Origin of the sequence: Kocuria sp. (genome assembly GCF_030538595.1) — a bacterium.
Lineage (GTDB): Bacteria > Actinomycetota > Actinomycetes > Actinomycetales > Micrococcaceae > Kocuria.
Genome location: NZ_JAUNTS010000011.1, coordinates 16294 through 37371 on the forward strand (window position 1 = coordinate 16294; position 21078 = coordinate 37371).

At 63.1% G+C, this 21078-nt stretch carries 14 protein-coding genes; 9 read left to right on the plus strand and 5 right to left on the minus strand.

All coding sequences use genetic code 11. The annotated features are described in order from the left end of the window. Positions 1-145: 145 nt before the first annotated feature. Complete coding sequence (glmU, locus tag Q4G32_RS09910; protein ID WP_303351175.1) at positions 146-1543, plus strand: bifunctional UDP-N-acetylglucosamine diphosphorylase/glucosamine-1-phosphate N-acetyltransferase GlmU; 1398 nt, start codon at positions 146-148, stop codon at positions 1541-1543. Positions 1544-1693: 150 nt separating this feature from the next. Continuing rightward, positions 1694-2674 carry a ribose-phosphate diphosphokinase gene (locus Q4G32_RS09915; RefSeq protein WP_303351176.1) on the plus strand — a complete coding sequence of 327 codons (981 nt, stop codon included), beginning with the start codon at positions 1694-1696 and terminating at the stop codon, positions 2672-2674. A gap of 97 nt (positions 2675-2771) precedes the next feature. On the opposite strand, the gene Q4G32_RS09920 is transcribed toward Q4G32_RS09915, so the two are convergent. The 3 genes from Q4G32_RS09920 to Q4G32_RS09930 form a co-directional block, all read right to left on the minus strand. Beyond that, positions 2772-3932: an S-layer homology domain-containing protein gene (locus tag Q4G32_RS09920; protein WP_303351081.1), complete on the minus strand. Its 1161-nt coding sequence runs from the start codon at positions 3930-3932 to the stop codon at positions 2772-2774. 169 nt (positions 3933-4101) lie between these two features. Continuing rightward, positions 4102-5877: a GH25 family lysozyme gene (locus Q4G32_RS09925; RefSeq protein ID WP_303351082.1), complete on the minus strand. Its 1776-nt coding sequence runs from the start codon at positions 5875-5877 to the stop codon at positions 4102-4104. A 106-nt stretch (positions 5878-5983) separates the two neighbouring features. Further along, complete coding sequence (locus Q4G32_RS09930; protein ID WP_303351083.1) at positions 5984-7729, minus strand: sugar transferase; 1746 nt, start codon at positions 7727-7729, stop codon at positions 5984-5986. Positions 7730-8525: 796 nt separating this feature from the next. Between Q4G32_RS09930 and Q4G32_RS09935 the strand changes: the two genes are divergently transcribed. The 6 genes from Q4G32_RS09935 (at position 8526) to Q4G32_RS09960 (ending at position 17339) form a co-directional block, all read left to right on the plus strand. Further along, on the plus strand, positions 8526-9161 hold the full coding sequence (locus tag Q4G32_RS09935) for a 50S ribosomal protein L25/general stress protein Ctc (protein WP_303351084.1): 636 nt from the start codon (positions 8526-8528) through the stop codon (positions 9159-9161). Positions 9162-9375: 214 nt separating this feature from the next. Beyond that, positions 9376-9957 carry an aminoacyl-tRNA hydrolase gene (gene pth, locus Q4G32_RS09940; RefSeq protein ID WP_303351085.1) on the plus strand — a complete coding sequence of 194 codons (582 nt, stop codon included), beginning with the start codon at positions 9376-9378 and terminating at the stop codon, positions 9955-9957. A 178-nt stretch (positions 9958-10135) separates the two neighbouring features. After that, positions 10136-11458, plus strand: a complete 1323-nt coding sequence (locus Q4G32_RS09945; protein WP_303351086.1) for a SufS family cysteine desulfurase — start codon at positions 10136-10138, stop codon at positions 11456-11458. A gap of 33 nt (positions 11459-11491) precedes the next feature. Next, complete coding sequence (gene sufU / locus Q4G32_RS09950) at positions 11492-11959, plus strand: Fe-S cluster assembly sulfur transfer protein SufU (protein ID WP_303351087.1); 468 nt, start codon at positions 11492-11494, stop codon at positions 11957-11959. Then, entirely contained in the window at positions 11956-14619 is a 2664-nt protein-coding gene (locus Q4G32_RS09955; RefSeq protein WP_303351088.1) for a helix-turn-helix transcriptional regulator, read from the plus strand. The genes sufU and Q4G32_RS09955 overlap by 4 nt, the downstream gene beginning before the upstream one ends. After that, positions 14616-17339 carry a LuxR C-terminal-related transcriptional regulator gene (locus Q4G32_RS09960; RefSeq protein ID WP_303351091.1) on the plus strand — a complete coding sequence of 908 codons (2724 nt, stop codon included), beginning with the start codon at positions 14616-14618 and terminating at the stop codon, positions 17337-17339. The genes Q4G32_RS09955 and Q4G32_RS09960 overlap by 4 nt, the downstream gene beginning before the upstream one ends. Positions 17340-17347: 8 nt before the next feature. On the opposite strand, the gene nhaA is transcribed toward Q4G32_RS09960, so the two are convergent. Together nhaA and Q4G32_RS09970 are read right to left on the minus strand one after the other, a co-directional pair. Further along, the gene (nhaA, locus tag Q4G32_RS09965; protein WP_303351093.1) at positions 17348-18652 is read right to left on the minus strand and encodes a Na+/H+ antiporter NhaA; all 1305 of its coding nucleotides are present in this window, start codon (positions 18650-18652) and stop codon (positions 17348-17350) included. A 152-nt stretch (positions 18653-18804) separates the two neighbouring features. After that, entirely contained in the window at positions 18805-19302 is a 498-nt protein-coding gene (locus Q4G32_RS09970; RefSeq protein ID WP_303351095.1) for a DUF2505 domain-containing protein, read from the minus strand. A 618-nt stretch (positions 19303-19920) separates the two neighbouring features. Between Q4G32_RS09970 and Q4G32_RS09975 the strand changes: the two genes are divergently transcribed. Further along, complete coding sequence (locus tag Q4G32_RS09975) at positions 19921-21075, plus strand: glycosyltransferase (protein ID WP_303351097.1); 1155 nt, start codon at positions 19921-19923, stop codon at positions 21073-21075. Positions 21076-21078: the final 3 nt, after the last annotated feature.

The following is a 21078-nucleotide window of genomic DNA, read 5'->3' on the forward strand; positions in this document are numbered from 1 at the left end:
CACATGACGCCGGGACCGACGCCACAGCCACCATGAGGGCCCTCCCAACGGCAGGAGCTTTGGCACCGTGAGCACATCCGATTCCAACCTGGTTGGTAACCCGCCTGCCGCAGTGATCGTTCTGGCCGCGGGCAAAGGCACCCGTATGAAATCAAAACTGCCCAAGATTTTGCACGAGGTTGGCGGACGCTCCATGGTGGGGCACGCACTGTCCGCTGCCCGGACATTGGAGCCACAGCGGTTGGTGGTGGTGGTTCGTCATGACCGCGACCGCGTGGTCCAGCACGTTCTGGACTTTGACCCCCACGCTTTGATCGCAGATCAGTCTGATGTTCCCGGCACCGGTTCAGCCGTGTTGGCAGGTTTGCAGAAGCTGGATGAGAACGCCCCGGTTGAGGGCACCCTGGTGGTCACCTACGGCGATGTCCCGCTGCTCACCGCCCAGACCCTGCGCAAGTTGGTGGCCCACCACGATTCCCACGGCAACGCCGTGACTGTCCTGACTGCGGTTCATGACACACCGGCAAACTACGGACGCATCCTGCGTGACGACGCCGGGAACTTCACGGACATCCGCGAGTTCAAGGACGCCACGGAAGCCGAGCGTGCCGTGGCCGAGATCAACTCAGGCATCTTTGCCTTCGACGCCGGTGTGCTGCGCGATGCGCTGGCCCAGGTGGACACCAACAATTCCCAGGGCGAGATGTACCTGACGGACGTCCCTGCCCTTGCCCGCGCACAGGGCGGCACCGTGGATGCACTGATCATGGATGATTTCATGGAAGTGGAGGGCGCCAATGACCGCGTCCAGCTCTCCAACTTGGGGGCCTACTTGCGCAAACGCACCAATGAGGCGCACATGCGCAATGGCGTGACCATCGTGGACCCCGCCACCACCTGGATCGGTGCGGATGTTGCCATTGCATCTGATGCCGTGATCCACCCGAACACCCAACTGCATGGTGTGACCTCGATCGGTGAGGACGCCGTCGTTGGCCCGGACACCACTCTGACTGATGTTCGCGTAGGCCGCGGTGCCACCGTAGTGCGTACCCACGGTTCTCAGGCGCGCATTGGCGACGGCGCCAGCGTGGGCCCGTTCGCATACCTGCGCCCGGGGACGGAGCTGGGGGCCGATGGCAAAATTGGCACCTTTGTGGAGACCAAGAACGCGCAGATCGGTCGGGGCTCCAAGATCCCGCACCTGTCCTACGTGGGCGATGCCACCATTGGAGAGCAGTCAAATATCGGCGCGGCCAGTGTGTTCGTCAATTATGACGGTGTGAACAAGCACCGGACCACAATCGGCAACCACGTCCGTATGGGCTCGGACAACATGTACGTTGCTCCCGTCACAGTTGGCGACGGCGCCTATTCCGGGGCCTCCACCACGGTGCGCAAAGATGTTCCCGCTGGGGCGCTGGCCCTCACGGAAGGGCGTCAGGTGATCGTGGCCGATTGGGTCATCAACAACCGTGCCGGGACCTCCGCTGCACAGGCAGCGGAGGCAGCTCGGACGCAGTCCGGGGACACCCCGGCGTAGCCGGGCAAGGGTTACTGGTACCGCGGATACTGCCGGTGCGGCGTCGGGAGATTGAGTTCCGCTCAGCCGGTACGCTCAATCCATCTGCAGTGAACAACTTCATAAAATCGTAGTCAGCAGCACTAGGAATGCCTCAGAAAGCGAGTCGTGATGACAGGGATCCTCAACTCAGGTGCCAACCGTTTGGTGCTGCTCTCCGGGCGGGCGCATCTGCAGTTGGCCGAAGATGTTGCCCGCGAGCTGGGGACCGAATTGGTGCCCACGGATGCGTACGACTTTGCCAATGGTGAGACCTACGTTCGGTTCGGCGAATCCGTGCGCGGCGCCGATGCCTTCCTGATCCAGTCCCATCCGGCGCCCATCAATCAGTGGATGATGGAGCAGTTGCTCATGCTGGATGCGCTCAAACGGGCCTCCGCGCGTTCGATCACGGTCGTCTCCCCGTTTTATCCGTACGCCCGGCAGGACAAGAAGCACCGTGGACGCGAACCCATCTCCGCGCGCCTGATGTCTGACCTCTACAAGACGGCCGGTGCGGATCGTCTGATGTCAGTGGACCTGCACACCGCCCAGATCCAGGGCTTTTTTGATGGCCCCGTGGACCACCTGATGGCCATTCCGATCTTGGCTGAGCATGTGAAAGGCCTGGTGGGGGAGGACGACATCACCGTGGTCTCCCCGGACACAGGCCGTGTCCGGGTGGCTGAGATGTGGGCCGAGCTACTGGGCCACACACCCCTGGCTTTTGTACACAAGACGCGGGACATCACCCGTCCCAACCAAGCCGAGTCCAAGGAAGTGGTGGGCCAGGTTGCGGGCCGCACATGTGTGCTGATTGACGACATGATCGACACCGCCGGCACCATCGCCGGTGCGGTCAAGGTACTGCGTGAACACGGTGCCAAGGACGTGATCATCGCAGCCACCCACGCAGTGTTCTCTGATCCTGCCGTCGAACGGTTGGCCAATTGCGGCGCACGCGCCGTGGTGGTCACGGATACGCTGCCCGTGCCGGAGGAACGCCGGTTCGAGGATCTGCACGTGCTCTCGATTGCGCCGCTGCTGGCCCGCGCCATCCAGGAAGTGTTCGAGGACGGCTCGGTCACCAGCCTCTTCAACGGCCACTCCTGACCACCTTTCCCCTCCGCCGAAAACATGGTTTGACCCAATTTTTGGGGCTATTTTTCAGACAAAGCATGTTTTCGGCGGAGTTGGGGGGAGGGGAGGGTTAGTTGGCGTAGCGGTAGATGAACGCTGCCATGGCATCCCGGTTGGTGCTGGCTGTTGGGCGGTAGGTCCCGTCTGACCACCCCTGCGCCACACCGGTGGACGCCATCCACGCGATGGCTTCAGAATGCGGCTGACCTGCGCGCACATCCACAAACGACGACGACGCACCCGACGCCGGGGACCCCGCCATCCGGTGGAACAAGGCGGCGGTGGCGTCTCGGGTGATGTCAGAGTTGGGCCGGAAGCTGCCATCCGGCCAGCCGGTGAGCAACCCCCGGGAGTTGGCCCAGGTGATCTCCTTGTAGAACGGATGCTGCGGGGAAACATCTGTGTACGGGGATTGGGCCGGGGGCGTGTACCTCGGTGACCCGGCCATCCGGTAGGCCACTGCAGCCATGGCATCTCGGTCGATGGCTTGATGCGGACGGAAGGTGCCATCCGGCCAGCCAGTCAGCACTCCGCGGGTTTTGACCCATGAGATCGCTGCGGCATGTTGCTGATTACCCGCCACGTCTGCGAATGGACCGGGAACCGCCTGGGGCCGAACGGTAGTGGTGTTGGTGCTCTGCTGCGTGGTTGTTGTGGTGCTGGAACCGGTGACGGAGTTGCGGGTGTCGGCAGGCTGACCGCCATTGGCGTAGCCACCTCCGTTCACCACAGACACAATTCGCCAGGGTTGCCCAGTGCGGGTCAAACTGCCATCCGCCAGGGTCACCCCAATGCCCACCACGGTCACTCGTGGGTCCAGGAGAACAGCATTGTGCGAAGGCGAATTTTTCCACCAGTTGACCAGTGCTACCGGGTTCACGCTGTACTCCAGCGCGGTAATTTCCCGTTTGGTGGTGGCTCCGTTGAAGCGAGAGTCACGTAGGAAGTTATTGGAGTGGTTGAAGTTTTCGTCCCTGACCACCCGGTTGGATTCATCCTGGGAAATGCCGGTCAACGTGGGGGAGTACTTGACCGGGGCCAAACCACGGGAAGCACGGTACTTGTTGATCTCCTGGAGGATGGTTTGGCGGTGTCCGTCCAGAGTCGCTTGAGATGCGTTGACTATGTCCTGCTGCGCGGCATGGGCAGGTGCGCTGATAGCCAGGGGAAGGGTAGTGCTGACGGCAGCGACCAGTGCCGCCCCCGCCAAGAAACGTTGGGTTTTACGCATGGAGCATGGGTCCTTTCGAGAACTGATGTATTGATCAGCCCGGGAGGGGAAGGCCGCAAATGCGTCCAGGGCAGAGCCCAACTCCGCCGAAAACATGCTTGACCTAATTTTTGGGGCTATTTTTCGACCAAAGCATGTTTTCGGCGGAGTTGGGGGAGGGGGAGCAGGGTTAGTTGGCGTAGCGGTGGATGAACGCTGCCATGGCATCCCGGTTGGTGGAGTTCAACGGTCGGAAGGTGTGGTCTGGCCAACCTGTGGTGATCCCATTGGCTTGCATCCAGTGGACCTCCTTGTAGAACTGCTGGCCGGGCCGAATGTCCGTGAACCGCGACGACGCCGGAGGCGTGTAAGCGGGATACCCCGCCATACGATAGAAGATGGCTGCCGTGGCATCACGAGCCACCTTGTTGTTTGGCTTGAACGTGCCATCTGCCCAGCCGGTCATGATCCCGCGAGCGCGAGCCCAGGTGATCTCCTTGTAGAAAGGGTGGCTCGGTGTGATGTCCGAGTAGGGGGATCGCGCAGGAGGGGTGAAAGCTGGGGAGCCGGACATCCGGTAGGCCACAGCGGCCATGGCGTCACGGTCAATCTGCTGGTTGGGGCGGAAGGTGCCATCCGGCCAACCATTGAGGTAGCGCCTGTCCCGGACCCAGGTGATCTCCCGGGCGAACTGGTTGGTGGCTGCCACATCCCGGAACGGGCCGGCTGCTACGGCCGGGGACTTGCCGCCCAGGGGTTTGTGGTTGGCGTTTCGAGCCAAATCTTGCAGCTGAGCCCAGGAACCGCCGTACACGTTGGAGTCACCGGAGAACGGGCCGGTCTCTGAGTACTGCCAGATGTCGTAGGTGGACCAGCCGTTGGGCATCTGGCCGGGGGAGGTGGTCCAGCGGGCAATGTGCAACGGGTGATCGTTGAACATGTTGGTGTTACCGGTGCACTGGATCCACCAGTCAGTGGTGGTGTAAATGGCAGGGACGCGGCCGGTGCGCTGTTTGTAGCGGTCGGAGAAGCTCTTGATCCAGCTGCGCATTTCGGCTTGGCTGAGGTTGTAGCAAATGTTTCCGTAGGCGGGATACGGGTTGTACTCAATGTCCAACAGGCCGGGTAGCGTCCGCCCGTCGGCAGACCAGCCGCCGCCGTTGTTCACAAAGTAGTCGGCTTGTGCCGCCCCGGAAGAGCCGCGGGTGGGGATGGCAAAGTGGTACGCCCCGCGGATCATGCCCACTTGATGGGAGCCGATGTACTGGCTGTTGAAGGTGGGGGACCGGTAGGTGGTGCCTTCGGTGGCCTTGACGTAGGCAAACCGGGCGCCCATGGAGTATTCGCGGCTCCAGTTCACGGAGGGCTGCCACCCGGAGACATCCATGCCTTGGATGCCCGCAGGCTGCCACGCGCCGTTCACTTGGACCAGGGACATGGCACCTGCCGGCCCCATGGCACTGGGGGCAGGTTCCGACGACGTCGGATCGGCACCTTCGGCTGGAACGCCCGGTTCTGCAGGTGTTGCGGAGTCAGTGACGTCCACACCGGCAGCGGTGACCTCTTGTCCGGAGGCTTCGGCGATTTCAACCATGGAGCGGGCGGATTCGGGGGAGAGGTGCCCTGCCGCCTCCAGGCTCTTTTGATACATACCCATGGTGGCTCCCGGAGTGTCATCGCCGGTGGTGGGTGCTTGATCCGGTAACTCGGGGGCATCGTAGGAGGCCACGGCGTCGGCGTCGTAGGAAATCACGTCGCCGTCGGTCAAGCTGAGTTCACCCTGGGGGGTGCCTTCGGCGGTGGTGGTTTCGCCCAGGACCGATGGAGTGGTGTTTTCTGTGGACCAACTGGGGGTGGCGGAGATCAGGCCGGTCAAGACCAAGGAAACCGCCGTGGTGAGGGACAGAGTTGCTGCGCCCGCGGTGCGTGAGCGGCGCGAGCTTTGGGGGGACAGGATCACGCTCATACCTATCTTCGGGGGGGTGTCATCCGGCCCTGGGGGGAGGGGAAGCGTAGGCCGAACCGAAGTGAGTATACCGTGATCGTTTTGTTATGAAGACCGAATGTGCAGGTCAGTAGGCGCCGTCATGGGCGAACACAGCTTTGACGGTGCGCAGCAGAATCAACGTGTCCTCCAGTACGGACCAGTTCTCCACGTAGTAGAGATCCAAACGGACGGACTGGTCCCAATCAAGATCGGAACGGCCGGAAACCTGCCACAGCCCGGTGATACCGGGCTTGACGCGTAGGCGACGGTGCACGTAGTCCTCGTACTTGTCCACCTCTGATTCCAGCGGTGGCCTGGGCCCCACCAGGGACATTTCGCCCTTGAGCACATTCACGAACTGCGGCAGTTCATCCAGGCTGTAGCGGCGCAGCACTTTGCCGGGTTTGGTCACGCGGGGGTCATCCTTCATTTTGAAGAGCACGTCCCCTTGGGATTCGTTGGCGGCCAGAAGAGCCGCTTTACGTTCCTCGGCGTCCGTGTACATGGAACGGAACTTCAGCATTTTGAATCTGCTGCCGTCCAAGCCAACGCGCTCCTGGCCAAAGAACACCGGTCCCGAGTCATGCGCCTTGACCATGGCGCCGACCACCAGCATGACCGGGGACAGAATGGCCAGTGCAAACAGGGATCCAACCACGTCCATGCCGCGTTTGAGCAGGCGCCGGGACCAGGACATCCGCGGGGTGGAAACATGGATCAACGGCAGCCCGGCCAACTGCTGGGTGTGAATGCGAGGCCCGGCAATGTCCGTGAGACCGGTATTGAGGATCAGACGGATACGTGCATCAGCCAGGTACCAACTCAAATGCCGAATTTCCGCTGAACTCAACGGGGAGTTGTTGGTCAAGACCAGCGCTTGGACGCGGTTGCGGTGCGCTGCTTCCAAAATGCCCGCCACGGTGGGGCGGTCACCTTGGGGCAGGGCGTTGCGTACGTCCACGCTGTGCAAGGTGGCGGGGACGGGCTGTTTACCTGCGGGGTAGTAAGCCACCACGGGTGCCAGCCCGGCCTCCACGTGTTCCTGAAGTGACTGGACGGTCTCCAGCGCACCGCGTTGGCGGCCCACCACCATGGTCCGCGACATTCCGGAGCGATTACGACGCCGACCGCGCAGCAAGTAGGTGCGCAGGCACCACCGGCCGAGGATCAGCAATACCAACCCAGTGGGCAGCGCGATCAGCACATAGCCGCGGGCAAAGGGCAGGGAGAGGGCGAAGGAGAAGATGGCAACCGCGCTGAAGAAGATCAGAACAGCTGAGGAAACTTCCCGTGATTCCTCCATCCCGTAGCCGATCAGGCGAATGGCCCGGGTGCCACGCAGCTCCAGCCAGCTCCACCACAAGATGCCAAGGACTATTCCCACAAACCAGTAACTGATGTTGACTCCGCCCCAGGCCAGATCACTGCCACCGCGGACACCGTCGGCACCGAACCGACCCAGCTGGGCCAGCAGCAAGGTCAGGACGATGGCCACGGCATCGGCGATTCGCATGGACCAGACATAGCGAGTACGCCAGTCATCGCGCGGAGTGGGATTGACCGGCGGCGGGGTTGGGGTGCCACCTGCAATGGCTTCCGTGCTGAAGGCGCCGGAGGCTGCGGTGGAACCAGCGGAGCCGGTCAACCCCCGTGTGCTGGGAGGTGCTACGACCGTGACCGGACCCGTGCTGGGTTGTGCTGGCGAGCCGTCCCCCGTGGGCGGCAGCTGGGCCGGTGCCGGCCCGCGGGTGCCGCCCTGAGCGTTGCCGTTGGTGCGGTGGCGGCGTTCCGGATTCATGCCGTCCACCGAAGCGTCGGTGATACTGGCCATCGTTGTCTTCCTCCCCCTCAAGAAGCCCAAATACAAAAACTTGCCCCCACAAAAGGGCGTCCGGTAATGCCAGACACCCGTGCCGACAGGCACGGTGTGAATGGATGTACGACGACGACCGCCCCTGCGCGTCATCCGCACCGCACCAGACATTCCTCATTCAGCCCCGTGGAATGCCGGACGGGTGCCCCCGGCGGACCCGGACGGGACCGGTGTTCACCAGACGGTGCAGTGCCTCACGGTTGACGCGTGGGAATTCCCAACGGCGTTGTGTACTTCATCCCCGTGTCAAAGAACTTGCGAAAGCGCAGTCAGAAGATCCCCATCCTCAGCGGTGCAGCCCTGATGTGCATGCACGCCTGTGCATTTCGATGCCCTTTGACTCCTCCATCCTAGGAGTTCAGAAGGACGATGGGCGTCCCCAGATGTGTCCAAATCATGGAAATGTGGGCCGAGTGGCGACAATCACAGCAGGTCAGCGGTCATGAGCGGTGGGCATGGTAGGGTATTGCGGTTGCCGAGGCGAGGGGACGTTGTTGCTCATGCACAACCTCCCGTGATCGACGAGGCTGGTTCTGACCAACTTGAGGTTGATTGCCCAAACCCGGTCCCAAAAACCTGGCTGTAACCCTGCGCCGTAGCGCGGGAGGCCAAGGTGATGGGAGTCCGACGGGCGCTGCACATCGAGTGGTGGTGGGCCGGTCGCCTTGGGCCGGCGCAACATTCGTTGAAGAAACGCTCACCACGGTGAGCGCCCAGCACATCAGCACTGAGTAGAACAAGGAGTCGAACCAGCATGGTTGACGTCATCCGTATTCCCGGTGAAGTTCGCACCGACTTTGGCAAGGGCTACGCCCGCCGCATCCGCGCCAATAACCAGATTCCGGCCGTGATCTACGGCCACGGTCACGATCCCATCCACGTGTCCCTTCCGGGTCACGACATGATGCTGGTGGCGCGTAACTCCAACGCCGTGATTGAGGTCCTGGCAGACGGTGAGCACCTGTGCATGCTCAAAGACATCCAGCGTCACCCGATCCGTCCGGAAATCCTCCACATTGACCTTTTGACCGTCAAGCGCGGCGAAAAGGTTGAGGTGGACGTGCCGCTGCTGGTGCAGGGTGAAGTTGCCCCGACTGCCATGTACAACCAGGAGGAAGCCTCCGTCACGATTTTGGTTGATGCGCTGAAGGTCCCCGAGCAGTTGGAGGTTTCCGTGGAGGGCCGCGAGCCCAACGACCACGTGTACGCCTCCGACATTGCACTGCCCGCCGGTGTGGAGCTGATCACTGACGCCGAAACTCTGGTGGTCAACGTGGCCGAGCCCGTGGAGCAGGACTTGGGCGAGGAGCCCGAGACCGAAGGCGAAGAGACTGAGGGTGAAGAGGGCGAAGCCGCTGAGGCTTCCGAGGAGTCCTCCGAGGACGAGTGATCCTCCCCGTGTGACGGCGGCATCCAGGGTGATCCTTGGGTGCCGCCGTTTTCATGAAACCTCTGTCTTGGCAGGTTCCCTGCACAGGTTTCCACGGAACTGACAGGGACTTTCCAAGGAACTGACAGACCGGTAGTGAGCAGTCACGGGGTGCAAGCCCCATGACCCGATGTCCACAGCCCTGAGAAACGGGCAGAACCGAGAAAATGGTGGCATGACTGATCGTTGGATTGTGGTGGGACTGGGTAATCCGGGGCCGCAGTACGAGCGCACGCGGCACAACGTGGGCCAGATGGTGCTGGAGGAACTGGCCCACCGGGTGGGGGAAAAGTTCACCGTGCACAAGCCGACCCGCGCGCAGCTGGTTCAAACGCGGCTCCGCCCGGGAGGCCCCGCACTGGTCTTGGTCAAACCCATGAGCTACATGAACCTCTCCGGTGGGCCGGTGGCCAACGTGATGAAGTTCTTTGGCGCTGACCTGGACGACCTGATTGTGGTCCACGATGAAGTGGACATTGATTTTGACGCCATCAAGCTCAAACGGGGTGGCGGAGAAGGCGGCCACAACGGGCTGCGAGACATCACCAAAGCCTGCGGCAGCAAGGACTACACCCGGGTGCGCGTGGGCGTTGGCCGCCCGCCGGGTCGAATGGACACGGCGGATTTTGTGCTCAGACCTTTCGCTGCAGCCGAGCGGGCAGAACTTCCCCTGCTGCTGGACCGCGCGGCGGACGCCGTGGAGCGAATCATCGACGACGGCCTGACGGCGGCCCAAAATGCGGTCCACGGCCGGTGAGCCAAACGGACACGGTAGGGGCGGCGTCGTCAATTATGTGGGGGAAAACGTTACCGAAGTGTTGAGGTGGTCTAACGTGGAGGCGCCGGGGATGGATACGGTGAAGGCAGAAACCTGAACCCCTCTCCCCGTGGCACGCGCACCCAGCGCGGTGCCCCATGTCACCCAGGAGGTTGCCGTGTCCACCGGCTCATCAGCCAGTCCATTGGACTCCAATCAGCCGATTGACAATGCCCGAGCCCGTGAGCTGGCCAAGGATTTTCCCATTTTGCAGCGCACGGTCATGGACCAGCCGCTGGTCTATTTGGATTCCGGAGCCACCTCCCAGCGCCCCGAATCGGTGCTGGAAGCTGAGCGCGAGTTTCTGAGCACGTCCTACTCAGCAGTGCACCGCGGCGCGCACACCCTGGCCGTGGAGTCCACGGATGCCTTTGAACAGGCCCGGGCCACGGTGGCAGCTTTTGTGGGTGCCGATCCCCGCGAAATCGTGTGGACCTCCAATGCCACGGAGGCCATCAATCTGGTGACCTACGCTTTCTCCAACGCCACTGCCGGAAGCAATGGTGCGGGGCCCGGCTCTGAACAGTTCAAGCTGGCCGCCGGGGATGAAATTGTGGTGACCGAGTCCGAGCACCACGCCAATTTGGTGCCCTGGCAGGAACTGTGCGCCAGAACGGGAGCCACCCTGCGGTGGATTCCGGTGGATGATCGCGGCCTGTTGGATCTTGCTGCGGTGGATGAGGTCATCACGGACCGCACCCGAGTCCTGGCCTTCACGCACGTGTCCAACGTGACGGGGGCTGTCAACGACGTCGAACGGCTGGTGGCCGCCGCGCGCTCGGTGGGGGCCTTCACTGTTTTGGACGCTTGCCAGTCCGTGCCGCACCTGCCGGTGGATTTCCACGAACTGGGCGTAGATTTTGCCGCCTTCTCCGGGCACAAGATGCTGGGCCCCACGGGCATCGGTGCTCTGTACGGTCGGGCCGAGCTGCTGGATGTCCTGCCAACCTTCCTGACGGGTGGTTCCATGATCACCTCCGTGACCATGGAACGCAGCGAATATCTGCCGGCACCCACCCACTTTGAAGCTGGTACACAGCGGATTTCGCAAGCGGTGGCCCTGGCCGCAGCCTGTAACTATCTGGACAGCGTGGGGATGGCCAATGTGGCTGCGTGGGAGTCACAGCTGGGACAGCGATTGGCTCAAGGTGTTGCCGAATTGCCAGGCATCCGCCTGATCGGTCCCGCACCGGGTGCGGAGCGGGTTGGCCTGGCCTCCGTGGTGGTTGAGGGAGTGCACGCTCACGACGTCGGCCAGCTCCTGGACGTGGCGGGGGTGGCCGTGCGTGTGGGTCACCACTGCGCGCAACCTTTGCACCGGCGTCTGGGTGCCACGGCAACCACCCGGGCGAGCACCTACCTCTACAACACCACCGACGACGTGGACCGCTTCTTACATGAACTGGCCGGGGTGCGTGCGTACTTCCGCGTGGATGACTGACGGCCCACCGAAACAAAAGGAGTCCTTGCGGCAATGAGCGCACTGGATCAGATGTATCAGGACGTGATCCTGGATCACTCCAAACGGCGCGTGGGGGAGGGCCTGGCTGCCCCGGACGCCACCCCGGCAGACGGTGAAACCGCGGCGGGAACCCACCATGAATTCAACCCGACCTGCGGGGACGAGATTCTGGTGCGGGTTGGACTGGACGGGGACACAGTGACCTCCCTGACCTGGGAAGGCGATGGATGCTCCATCTCCATGGCGGCGGCATCAGTCTTGGCAGAGATGGCACCTGGTACGGACACCACCGAACTGCGCACCCAGATCGCCGCTTTCCGGGACATGCTGCGTTCGCGTGGAGCTGTGGAACCAGATGAGGAACTGCTGGGTGACGGCGTGGCTTTTGTAGGGGTCTCCAAATTTGTGGCACGGGTCAAGTGCGCGGCGCTGGCTTGGGTGGCCACGGAGGCCGCACTGCTCCAAGCGGAGCGCGGATGACTCCTGACGTGGCCAGGTTGCCAGCCAAGCTGCCAAGCCGTGCCGCCTTTGTGCAGCGGCTCGTGGCCCCGTGGGAGTGGGACACCTACGGGCCCAACATGCTGCTGACCGGCAGCCAAGGCATGGGCAAGACCGTTCTGTTGGCTGAAATCAGTGCAGCCCTGGACTCCACGGTGGAAATCATCAGGTGGTGGGACCATCCCGTGGGGGACCGGGAGCACGTACAGCCGGGTGCCTTGGCCGCAGCGATGTCAGGTGACGGCAGCGTGTTGGGTGCTTATCACCGTGCCCGCGCTTGGTTGCTGGCCTTGGAAACCGACCGTCCCCTGTTGGTGGTCCTGGATGACGTCCACCTGGTGCCGGAGTTCTCCCGGCAGGTCTTGGCCGAGCTGACCCGCAATCAGGAGATTTCGATTCTGGCCGCGACCACCTCCGTACGTCTCACAGGCCGTGCCATCAGTCAGCTGTGGCGCGATGGACTTCTGCCAGATCATCGGATTCCAGATCTGAGCATGGGAGATGTCACGGAACTGGCGCGGGCCGTGCTGGGACGTGAGCCGGAGCTGGCTGAAACCGCCAATGTTTTACGAGTCTCGGAAGCAGTGGTGGGCCATGCCGCCGTGGCACTGGAGGATGTGGCCCAGGAATCCCGGGCGGGGGCTGACGCGCAGGACAAGACCGAGCAGCGCAGAGCTCTGCTGGAGGCAGTGCTACAGACCACGGACCTTGCCACGGAGCAACTGAGCATTCTGCAAGTGCTGGCGCGCTTGCGGGAGTTTCCAGCTTCCATTGTGGTGGGTTTGTTCGGGGCCGAGAATTTGGATGCCCTGATGGAAAACGGTGTTCTGAGTTTGCGCGGGCGGGGTGTTTCCCGTGGCGTGGTGATGACCAATTCCTGGATTGCCACGCTGATCACGGAGTTGACCTCACCCCAACGGGACCGTGAGCTCTACGACCTCCTGGCTCCGTATCGTTTTGACCCCAGGGTGGGGCCAGGGGCCAGCGCTGATCTGTTGTTGTGGCGGCACTCGTTGGGTCTGCCGGTGGACTCACAACGGGGGACTCACCTGGCTGAACTGGCAGCACAGAATGCCGACTACGTGACAGTTCAACGATTGATCTGCGCGCTCGATGAGGGAGCGTACGTTCAGGATGAGCGTCAGGCCGCCCACCTGCACGGTTTACACACCTTGGCTTTGGCCAGCCTGGGGCAGATAGATGCCGCCGCTGAGCTGGCGGAACCCCTCTTGAAGACGCCTCCGCGCCCGGAGCACCCCCTGGAGGCTCGTGAGGTGGAGGCGCTGTACGTGCTGGCCGCCATGAGTACCCAGCAGCGGCGCAAGGCCGGGGAGTTTGAATCCCTGCTCAGCATTGCCAAGGGTCACCACCGGGTTTTGCGGATGCAGGACTCCAAGAATCTGACCCAGAACACCGCCGTGGAGGAAGCTGCGCTGTCCGCGCATTGGATCTTGGAAAACTTCCGCGGTGATTACAAGACTTTGCTGGACTCGATTGCCCGGGCATCGGCCGCGCGCACAGTGGAGCGGACCACCCGTGCCCTGATGGTGGGTCTCAGCGCCAAGGCCGGTGCCATCTGCGGACGACCGGTGGATGGCCAAGCCATCCTGGCCCGCGCTGTTCGAGTTGATCTGGCGGCCCGCAATGCGCGGCTGGCCCAGCAACACACCCAGGACGCCGCCATGATCGCCGGTATTTTTGCCGGGCAATGGGGTGAGCTGCTGGATCAGGTGCAGCGCCAGGAGAGCGGACTGCCGGACACCCCGGGGTGGGTGCAGCACAACGTGTTGCGGGGATCTCTGCTGTTGCTCACCGGGCGCCCCCATCAAGCGGTGGACTATCTGCAGCTGGCCCTGCAGGCCACCGATGGAGGCCATGCTTTCCCCGTGCCGCAGCTGGTGATCAGCCTGAGCGCTGCCGCCTACGCCTGGGTTGGCCGCACAGAGGAGGCCCGTCAGCTTCTGGAGTCCCGGCCGGTGCAGCTTGCCCAGGAGCCCTATCTCTACAGGGCAGCCGGCGAGTATTTCCGCGGTCTCACGGAGTTCCTGCTGGGGGATGTGGCCGGTGGCGTGCAGCGGTGGCGCTCTTGGGCGGATGACACAGCACAGCGCGGTTGCGACGGCCTCTCCTTGCTGTTCCTCCAAGCCTTGGCGCGCGCGGGCTCCGAGTTTGCCGTCCGGGAATTGGGGATCACAGCGGCCCGCTGTCAGGGTGCGTGGGCGCAGAGCTTGCAACAATTGGCCCAAGCCTTGGAACATCAAAAGATCACAGATCTGCGGGCAGCCCTGCGCTGTGCCGCAGGCATGGGTGACCTCAGCCTTGCAGGCTACCTGGAACGCATCATCGCCCAGCGCGGTCAAACGGCCTCCGCCGGGCCTGTGCTGCCGTTCCCCGATGACGAAGTGGTTGAGGCGGGTACCGGGGAGATGGATTCCCGGGCCGTGAGCATGGCTGCCGTGTTGACGGGCAGAGAGCGAGAAATAGCGGACCTGGCCGCAGCCGGGTTGAGCAACCAGTCCATAGCGGAGGAAGTGGGGCTGTCCCGCCGGACGGTGGAGGGGCACATGCGGCAGGTGTTGCGCAAGTTGAACATCTCCCGCCGGACCGAGCTGGTGGACCTGTGGAAGGGGACGCAGGGATGAACCAGAACTACATGGCCCGCGGCCGCGTTGACCGTGCATGGTTGGAGCCCGAACATCTGGTCAGTGACCGTGCCGCCACCGTGGAGGCGGCGGTCTCAGATCTGCAGGACACGGAGTGTCGCGGGGTGGTGATCCACGGAGTGTTCGGGTCTGGAACCTCAACCGTCTCCAGGGCCGTCCTGGCGCACTTTGTGGAAAATGTGGCCATCCTGCGCGCCGAACACAACACCGCGGCGGCGGAAGAATCACAGCTGGGTGGGATGGCGTTCGTCGTCGCTGCTCTGGCGCAGGATTTGGGGGTGGAGCAACCACCGCTGAATGATTCGGCGGGGGCTTTTGATCTGTTGGCGCGGGTGTGCCGACGGCTGCGCCGCACCGCTGGACCGGTGCCGTTGCTGGTGGTCCAAGACCTGCACAAGATGCCGTCTGCCGCTCAGCGGTTGGTGGCCAGCTTGCTCAGCGCGGGCTTGATCAAAGTGGTTCTGGTGGCCTCCACGGCCTCGGCATCGCATGCGGTCGGTGACCTGCTCCCGGTGCTCAGGCGCGGGTTGCTGCGGGCGCACACGCTCTCCGTGCTGGACGGCGCGGGGGTCACGGAACTGATGGAGCAGGAACTCGGTGCCACGGTGCCGCTGCTGACGGCCCAGTGGGCCACCATGCTCACGGCAGGGATTCCACGGTTGGTGGTCTCCTACCTGGACCGCGCCCGGGAGGACGGTCTCCTGCTTTTCGACGACGGCCTGTGGCATTTTGTGGGCCCCGTGGAAGGGGTTTCGGATGAGCTGCGTGAAGTGGTGGCCATCCACCTGGCCGATCTCACGGAGGCGCAACGCCAAGTGTTGTTCGTGGTGGTCCTGGCCGAACGGATTGAAATGAATCCGGCCATCAACGGTGTACTGGGAGAAGCGTTGGAGGCTCTGATCGAGTCCGGCCTGGTGCAGAGCCGCTACGAAGCCCACCGGTGGATTTTGATTCCCAGCTGTGAACACTTTGCCGAAGCCGTCCGCCAGCACCTTCCACCCGGACTGGCCGTAAGCCTTGGTCCCCTGCACTCCACCGTGCTGGAAAAGGGCTTGACGCCGGTCTCCCGCGCCGCGTGGGGCGTGAACACGGGAACCCTGGTGCACGGTGCTGATCTGGTGGCCCTGGCGGCTTCAGCCAATGACCGGTTGTGGGCGGACTATGCGCTGCGCACCGTGGAAGGGCCTTTGGAGCCGCAGTGGCAGGCGGCAGCCGACATGGAACGTTTACGGGCCCGGGTCAAGCTGCGCCATCACCTGGAAGCCGGAGCCATTGCCACCGCCATTGCGGTGGACCAGCTCTCCCCGCGGCAGTTGCGGGTGCTGATGACCTGCGAAGGTCTGCTGCGCGGCACCGGGGAGCTGGTCTACACGGACCAGCAATGGGAACAGCGGTGGCGGCCCCTGGCGCAGCGATGCTTGGAGCAGCCTGAGCTGGACACCGCCGACCGCGCGTTCTTTGCTGAGCTGGAGACCCTGTTTCAGCTGTGGTCGGACTGGTCCGGACCACCCCAGGTGCTCCACCTGGACAGGTGGCGTGGGCTGCAGGATTCACCCGTCCCGGAAATCGCCATGCTGTCCCTGGCTTCTTTGGGGCGGGCACTGACCCGAGCCGCTGATTTGGACACGGCATCTGAGGCGTGGTCGCGTGCCCTGCTGCTGGTGGAAGCCAACCCGGGGCTGCTCTCCGTGTTCACGGATGTTGCCCGCATCGGCCGTCTGTGGGCCACCGCCTTGAGTGGAGACGCCGTGGCTCCGTTGAGCGCACTGCCCAACACCTGGGGGCCGGAGGACTCCAGCCCGTACCTGGCGCTGGCCGGACACTATTACGCGGCCTCCGGCATGAGCCTGCTGTTGAAAGGCACGGTGTCCCCAGCCCTGCCCTACTTCCAGGCTGCCGTGGCCTGCTCCCGCGATGACACTTCACCTTTCCTTCTGGCCATGTGCCGCAGCGCGCTGGATCTCATCACCTTGCTCACCACCGGAGAGAGCAGCCAGCGCAGCCTGGTGGAGGAGCCCGAATCCGGGGGGTGGTCTGACGGTGATCTGCTGCCGCTGCGCTGGTCCCACGTTCTTTTCGAGTCAGTCACCCAAACGGCCCAGGGCAATGCGGCAGACATCAGTTCTCTGATTGCCGTGGTGGATTCCTCCCTGGCCGAAGGGGAAGTGGTGACCGCCCAGTTTGCCCTGGCGCAGGTCATGCAGACGGGGGAGGACGCTTTTGTCCGCAAGCTCATGGCAGTGTCCGAAGGCACCAGTGGCCTCTATCAGCAGATGGTGGCCCGGATCTGTCGAGCCGTGATGACGGTGGACGTGGATGAACTCGTGTCAGTGGGCCTGCAATGCCACGCCGCAGAGTTTGACGGCCTGGCCGGGGACGCCCTGGAACGTGCGCTGGTGTTGCTGAGCCCGTATGCGTCGTCGTCCATGATCAGCACGGTGACCCAAGTTGCGGATGCGGCCTTCAAATCCACGGGCCGCTCCATGCGGCGGCGTACGGCCACCGGCGGACGACGGCGCTCCACCCTGACCGAGCGCGAACAGGAAGTGGCCGAACTGGTGGCCCAAGGTTTGACCAATGCACAGGTGGCTCAGGAACTCGGGCTGGGACGGCGCACCGTGGAAGGCCACGTCTACCGGCTGTTCGACAAACTGGGCATTTCCCAACGCGGTGAAGTTCAGGAGGCCCTGCAAAGCTGACGGCGTTTTCAGCTCGGGTTGTCGTAGGAGTCCACGCTCTCACCCTGGGAACGCAGCTTGGAGTAGTAGGCATTACGGCCCAGCAGCAACGCGCCACCGATCACAGCGGCCACACCGGAACCGCACAGAATCCCCACCTTGGCGTGATTGTCATGCGGGGAGCCCAGGCCGAAGGACAGATCAGCCACCAGCAGGGAGACCGTGAAGCCGATACCGGCAACGATGGAAAGGCCGAACAGGTCAATCCATTCGTAGTCGGCGTCCTTACGGGCGGGGGTGAAGCGGTTCATCAACCAGGCCGAGGAGAAGATGCCGATTGACTTGCCAAAAATCAGTCCCAGAATGATGCCGATGGCCACCGGATCCGTGAGAGATTCCGCGAAGCCACTCCATCCGCCCACGGCCACGCCGGCGGAGAAAAACGCGAAAATCGGGACCGCCAGGACATTGGAGAGCGGACGGAGACGGTGCTCCAACGTAGGGGCCAGACCGTAGGCCGGAACCTCACGGGTCAACAGACGTGGCTTGATGGCCATGACCGGGGTGGCGAATCCCAGCAGCACACCGGCGATGGTGGCATGCACCCCACCGTTGTAAACCAGCAGCCACGTGATGAAGCCCAGAGGCAGCAAGATCACCCACGCTGCCCAGGATTTCTCAATGAAGAAGTGGCTGAACCGGTGGGTCAGCACCCAGTAGAGTCCCAGCGCCAGCAGTGCTGCACCCAGCGAAAGCACGTTGATGCCGTGGCTGTAGAACACGGCGATGATGATGATGGCAATGAGGTCATCCACCACGGCCAGCGTCAGGAGGAAGGTCCGCATGGCCAAGGGCAAGGCCGAGCCGACCACCGCAAGCACGGAGACCGCAAAGGCAATGTCCGTGGCGGTGGGAATGGCCCAGCCGCGCAGGGTGGTGGGATCGGAGTTGTCGATCAGATTGACCACCACAAAAATCAAGGCGGGAGTCACCACACCGGCAAACGCAGCCACAATGGGCAACGCCGCTTTGCGTGGGTTACGCAGTTCTCCGTCCACGAACTCTGCCTTGAGCTCCAAACCCACCAGGAAGAAGAAAACTGCCAGCAGGCCATCCGCAGCCCATTCGCCCACGGTGTGCATGAGCCCCGGCACAGCCTCCGTGCCGACCTCAAAATCACGGACGCTGAAGTAGACATCAGCTGCCGGACCGTTGGCCAAGATCAAAGCGGCCAGCATGGCGATCAACAGCAGGCAACCGCCCACCAGATCTTTGCGGATGAAGGCGCCGAATCCACGACTGACGTGGGATTCGGCTTCGGTCTGCTGAGACACGGCGGCTGACCTCCTGAGCGAGCATGACGACCGCGTCAGTGTACGCCTGTCACGTCATCCGGATGTGACAACGGGCGGTGAACAGGGCCGGTGTTACTCCGGTTACTGCTCACCGCCCGAGAATATGACGGGAAAACCGCAGCCAGTCCAGGTCAGTGCGAGGCGATCCAGGTGTCAGCCTCACGAGCCTGCAAGGACAGCGCCTTGCCCACGTAGGGCTCCGCGGTGGCCGCCAGCTTGCCGCCCACCAGCGGAATCTTCACGTTGAGGCTCAGATCCACGGAGACCGAGGTCTGCTCACCTTTGGCCTGCAACCGCTGCGTACCTTCACCGTTGGCGGGCATGCCGCCCACCGTGACCTTGGTACGAATATTGCGGGAACCATCCGCCTCCGGGGCGTCCCAGGAGTCCACCTGGGTGATGCTCAATCCATCCTTGATGAACTTCTTGGCCATGTCAGGCAGTTTGTCGGCACCCATGGTGCGCACAGATGTCACGGTGAAGGGCCCGGAGGTGTCACCGCTGACTTCAAAGGAGGTGAGCTTGGCGCCCCCACGCTCTGCCACGTGACGGTTGAAGGATTCATCCAGGAAGGTCTGGACAACCTTCTCTACGGGGGCGTTGACGGTTTGCTCGGCGGATACGGCCATTTGTGGTCCTCCTTGACGTGGGGTTTTTCTGAGAGGGCCCACCGGTCCTCCGATGTCTCATTCGCTGCCTGTTTCCACTGCGTCAGGTGTGAGGTGATGCAGCAGATGGTGCAGAAGGTGAACTCGGGTGGGTGAGCGTCGTCGTTGGTCAAAACAGTTGAACGGCCAGGGGGCCGACTCTGGCCATCCTAGCGCCAGCCCCGCACGCCACCCCGGCCCACTCCGGCACGGCCGCCCGCGCAGCCCTCGCCTAGCCCGCCACCCCCGCCGACTCCCCATTTGGCTGCCAGATCACCTCCTACATGGTGGGAGGTGGGCGTATTTCGGGGATCTCGACAATCAGGTGGGAACTGGCGGGAACTGGACGGGGATTGCAGCGCATGTGGTGAGACTCACGGGCGTGGATCCGCGAATCGGCGGGCTGTGGGGTCAAGTGGGGTCAGTGCGGCGGACGTCGTTCCGTAGCGAATACATAGACTTTGGCACAGCGGGCACGAATGGGGAGTGCCCGGCAACCAGGACTGTGGCTGATGCCATCTAGCCTGGGCCGACAGTGAGCGTGGGGACGTTCATTGATCTGGGGCAAAGAACATGCGGGGAACACGACGGGGGAATCACATGGCATCCACGGCTTATGCCACCGACCGGGGGCAACAGCAGGGCCGGGGCTACCGCAAACGTGTGCTGCACGTGGTGGAAGCCTTTGGCGGTGGTGTTGCTGCGGCCGTTCGAGATTACGTTCGCGCGCTGCCCGAGTGTGAGCACCACTTGGTGTGTCGGCTGCGGCCTGAAGCGGACACCCTGGAGCCCGAATGGGTGGAGGAGTTCGCCTCCATTCACCGGATCGACGGCGGTCACATGGGAGCCACCAAATTTGTGCGGTCCACCATTCAGACCCTTCAACCGGATGTGGTTCACGCGCACAGCAGCTACGCCGGAGTGTGGGCCAGAACGGCGCTGATGGGAAACGGCACCATCCGCTGTGTCTACACCCCGCATGCCTGGGCTTTCGACCGTGAGGACAAATCTGCTGCGCAACGGCGAGCCTACCGCGCGGTGGAACGTAGTCTGAGCCGTCGCACGGATGTTCTGGCAGGTTGCTCCCGGGCGGAGAACCAAGAGGTGCGCAAGTGGGGTGCCAAGCTCAAAGCCGTCTATGTGCCCAATGTTGCCGCTGAAACTCAGCAATCCGTGACTCAAGCGCCCATCACTGACTGGTCCGAAAGCACCGGTCCGTTGATTGTTGGATCAGGGCGATTGACCATGCAGAAGGACCCGGAATGGTTTGCCCAGGTGGTTGCTGGATTACGCGGCGCTGACCACAGCGTTCGCGCACTGTGGGTGGGCGGCGGGGATGATCACTTGCAGCAGCAGCTGGAGGCACAGGACATTGAGGTCACGGGTTGGGTGGACCCCGCCACGGTGCTGGCTCGGTTGGGGCAAGCCGATCTCTATGTGCACACCGCTCGCTGGGAAGGATTTCCCATCACCGTTCTGGAAGCTGCTCGTCTGGGACGTCCCATGGCGGTGCGCGGGATTCGGGCTTTTGACGACATCGGCATGCCATTGGTTTTGCACTCACCGGGGGACTTGGTGCAGCACTGGGAACGTCTCAAGGATGCCCAGGCCCGGGAAACAATCGTGGCGGAGCAAAACGCCGCGCTGTGGGAGAACACGCGTTCCATGCAGCGCGAACGCTTGGCCGAAGCCTACGGTTTGGAGCTGCTGCCCACCGGGTCCATCGGTATTGACCTGATCTCCCCGCGAGCCTGAACG

What these genes read in the sequence shown, in the direction of transcription:
- pth (WP_303351085.1), top strand. Translation starts at nt 9,376, where the DNA reads ATGACTGATCGTTGGATTGTGGTGGGACTGGGTAATCCGGGGCCGCAG.
- Q4G32_RS09915 (WP_303351176.1), top strand. Translation starts at nt 1,694, where the DNA reads ATGACAGGGATCCTCAACTCAGGTGCCAACCGTTTGGTGCTGCTCTCC.
- Q4G32_RS09975 (WP_303351097.1), top strand. Translation starts at nt 19,921, where the DNA reads ATGGCATCCACGGCTTATGCCACCGACCGGGGGCAACAGCAGGGCCGG.
- Q4G32_RS09960 (WP_303351091.1), top strand. Translation starts at nt 14,616, where the DNA reads ATGAACCAGAACTACATGGCCCGCGGCCGCGTTGACCGTGCATGGTTG.
- Q4G32_RS09920 (WP_303351081.1), bottom strand. Translation starts at nt 3,932, where the DNA reads ATGCGTAAAACCCAACGTTTCTTGGCGGGGGCGGCACTGGTCGCTGCC.
- Q4G32_RS09925 (WP_303351082.1), bottom strand. Translation starts at nt 5,877, where the DNA reads ATGAGCGTGATCCTGTCCCCCCAAAGCTCGCGCCGCTCACGCACCGCG.
- Q4G32_RS09955 (WP_303351088.1), top strand. Translation starts at nt 11,956, where the DNA reads ATGACTCCTGACGTGGCCAGGTTGCCAGCCAAGCTGCCAAGCCGTGCC.
- sufU (WP_303351087.1), top strand. Translation starts at nt 11,492, where the DNA reads ATGAGCGCACTGGATCAGATGTATCAGGACGTGATCCTGGATCACTCC.
- Q4G32_RS09930 (WP_303351083.1), bottom strand. Translation starts at nt 7,729, where the DNA reads ATGGCCAGTATCACCGACGCTTCGGTGGACGGCATGAATCCGGAACGC.
- glmU (WP_303351175.1), top strand. Translation starts at nt 146, where the DNA reads ATGAAATCAAAACTGCCCAAGATTTTGCACGAGGTTGGCGGACGCTCC.
- Q4G32_RS09970 (WP_303351095.1), bottom strand. Translation starts at nt 19,302, where the DNA reads ATGGCCGTATCCGCCGAGCAAACCGTCAACGCCCCCGTAGAGAAGGTT.
- Q4G32_RS09935 (WP_303351084.1), top strand. Translation starts at nt 8,526, where the DNA reads ATGGTTGACGTCATCCGTATTCCCGGTGAAGTTCGCACCGACTTTGGC.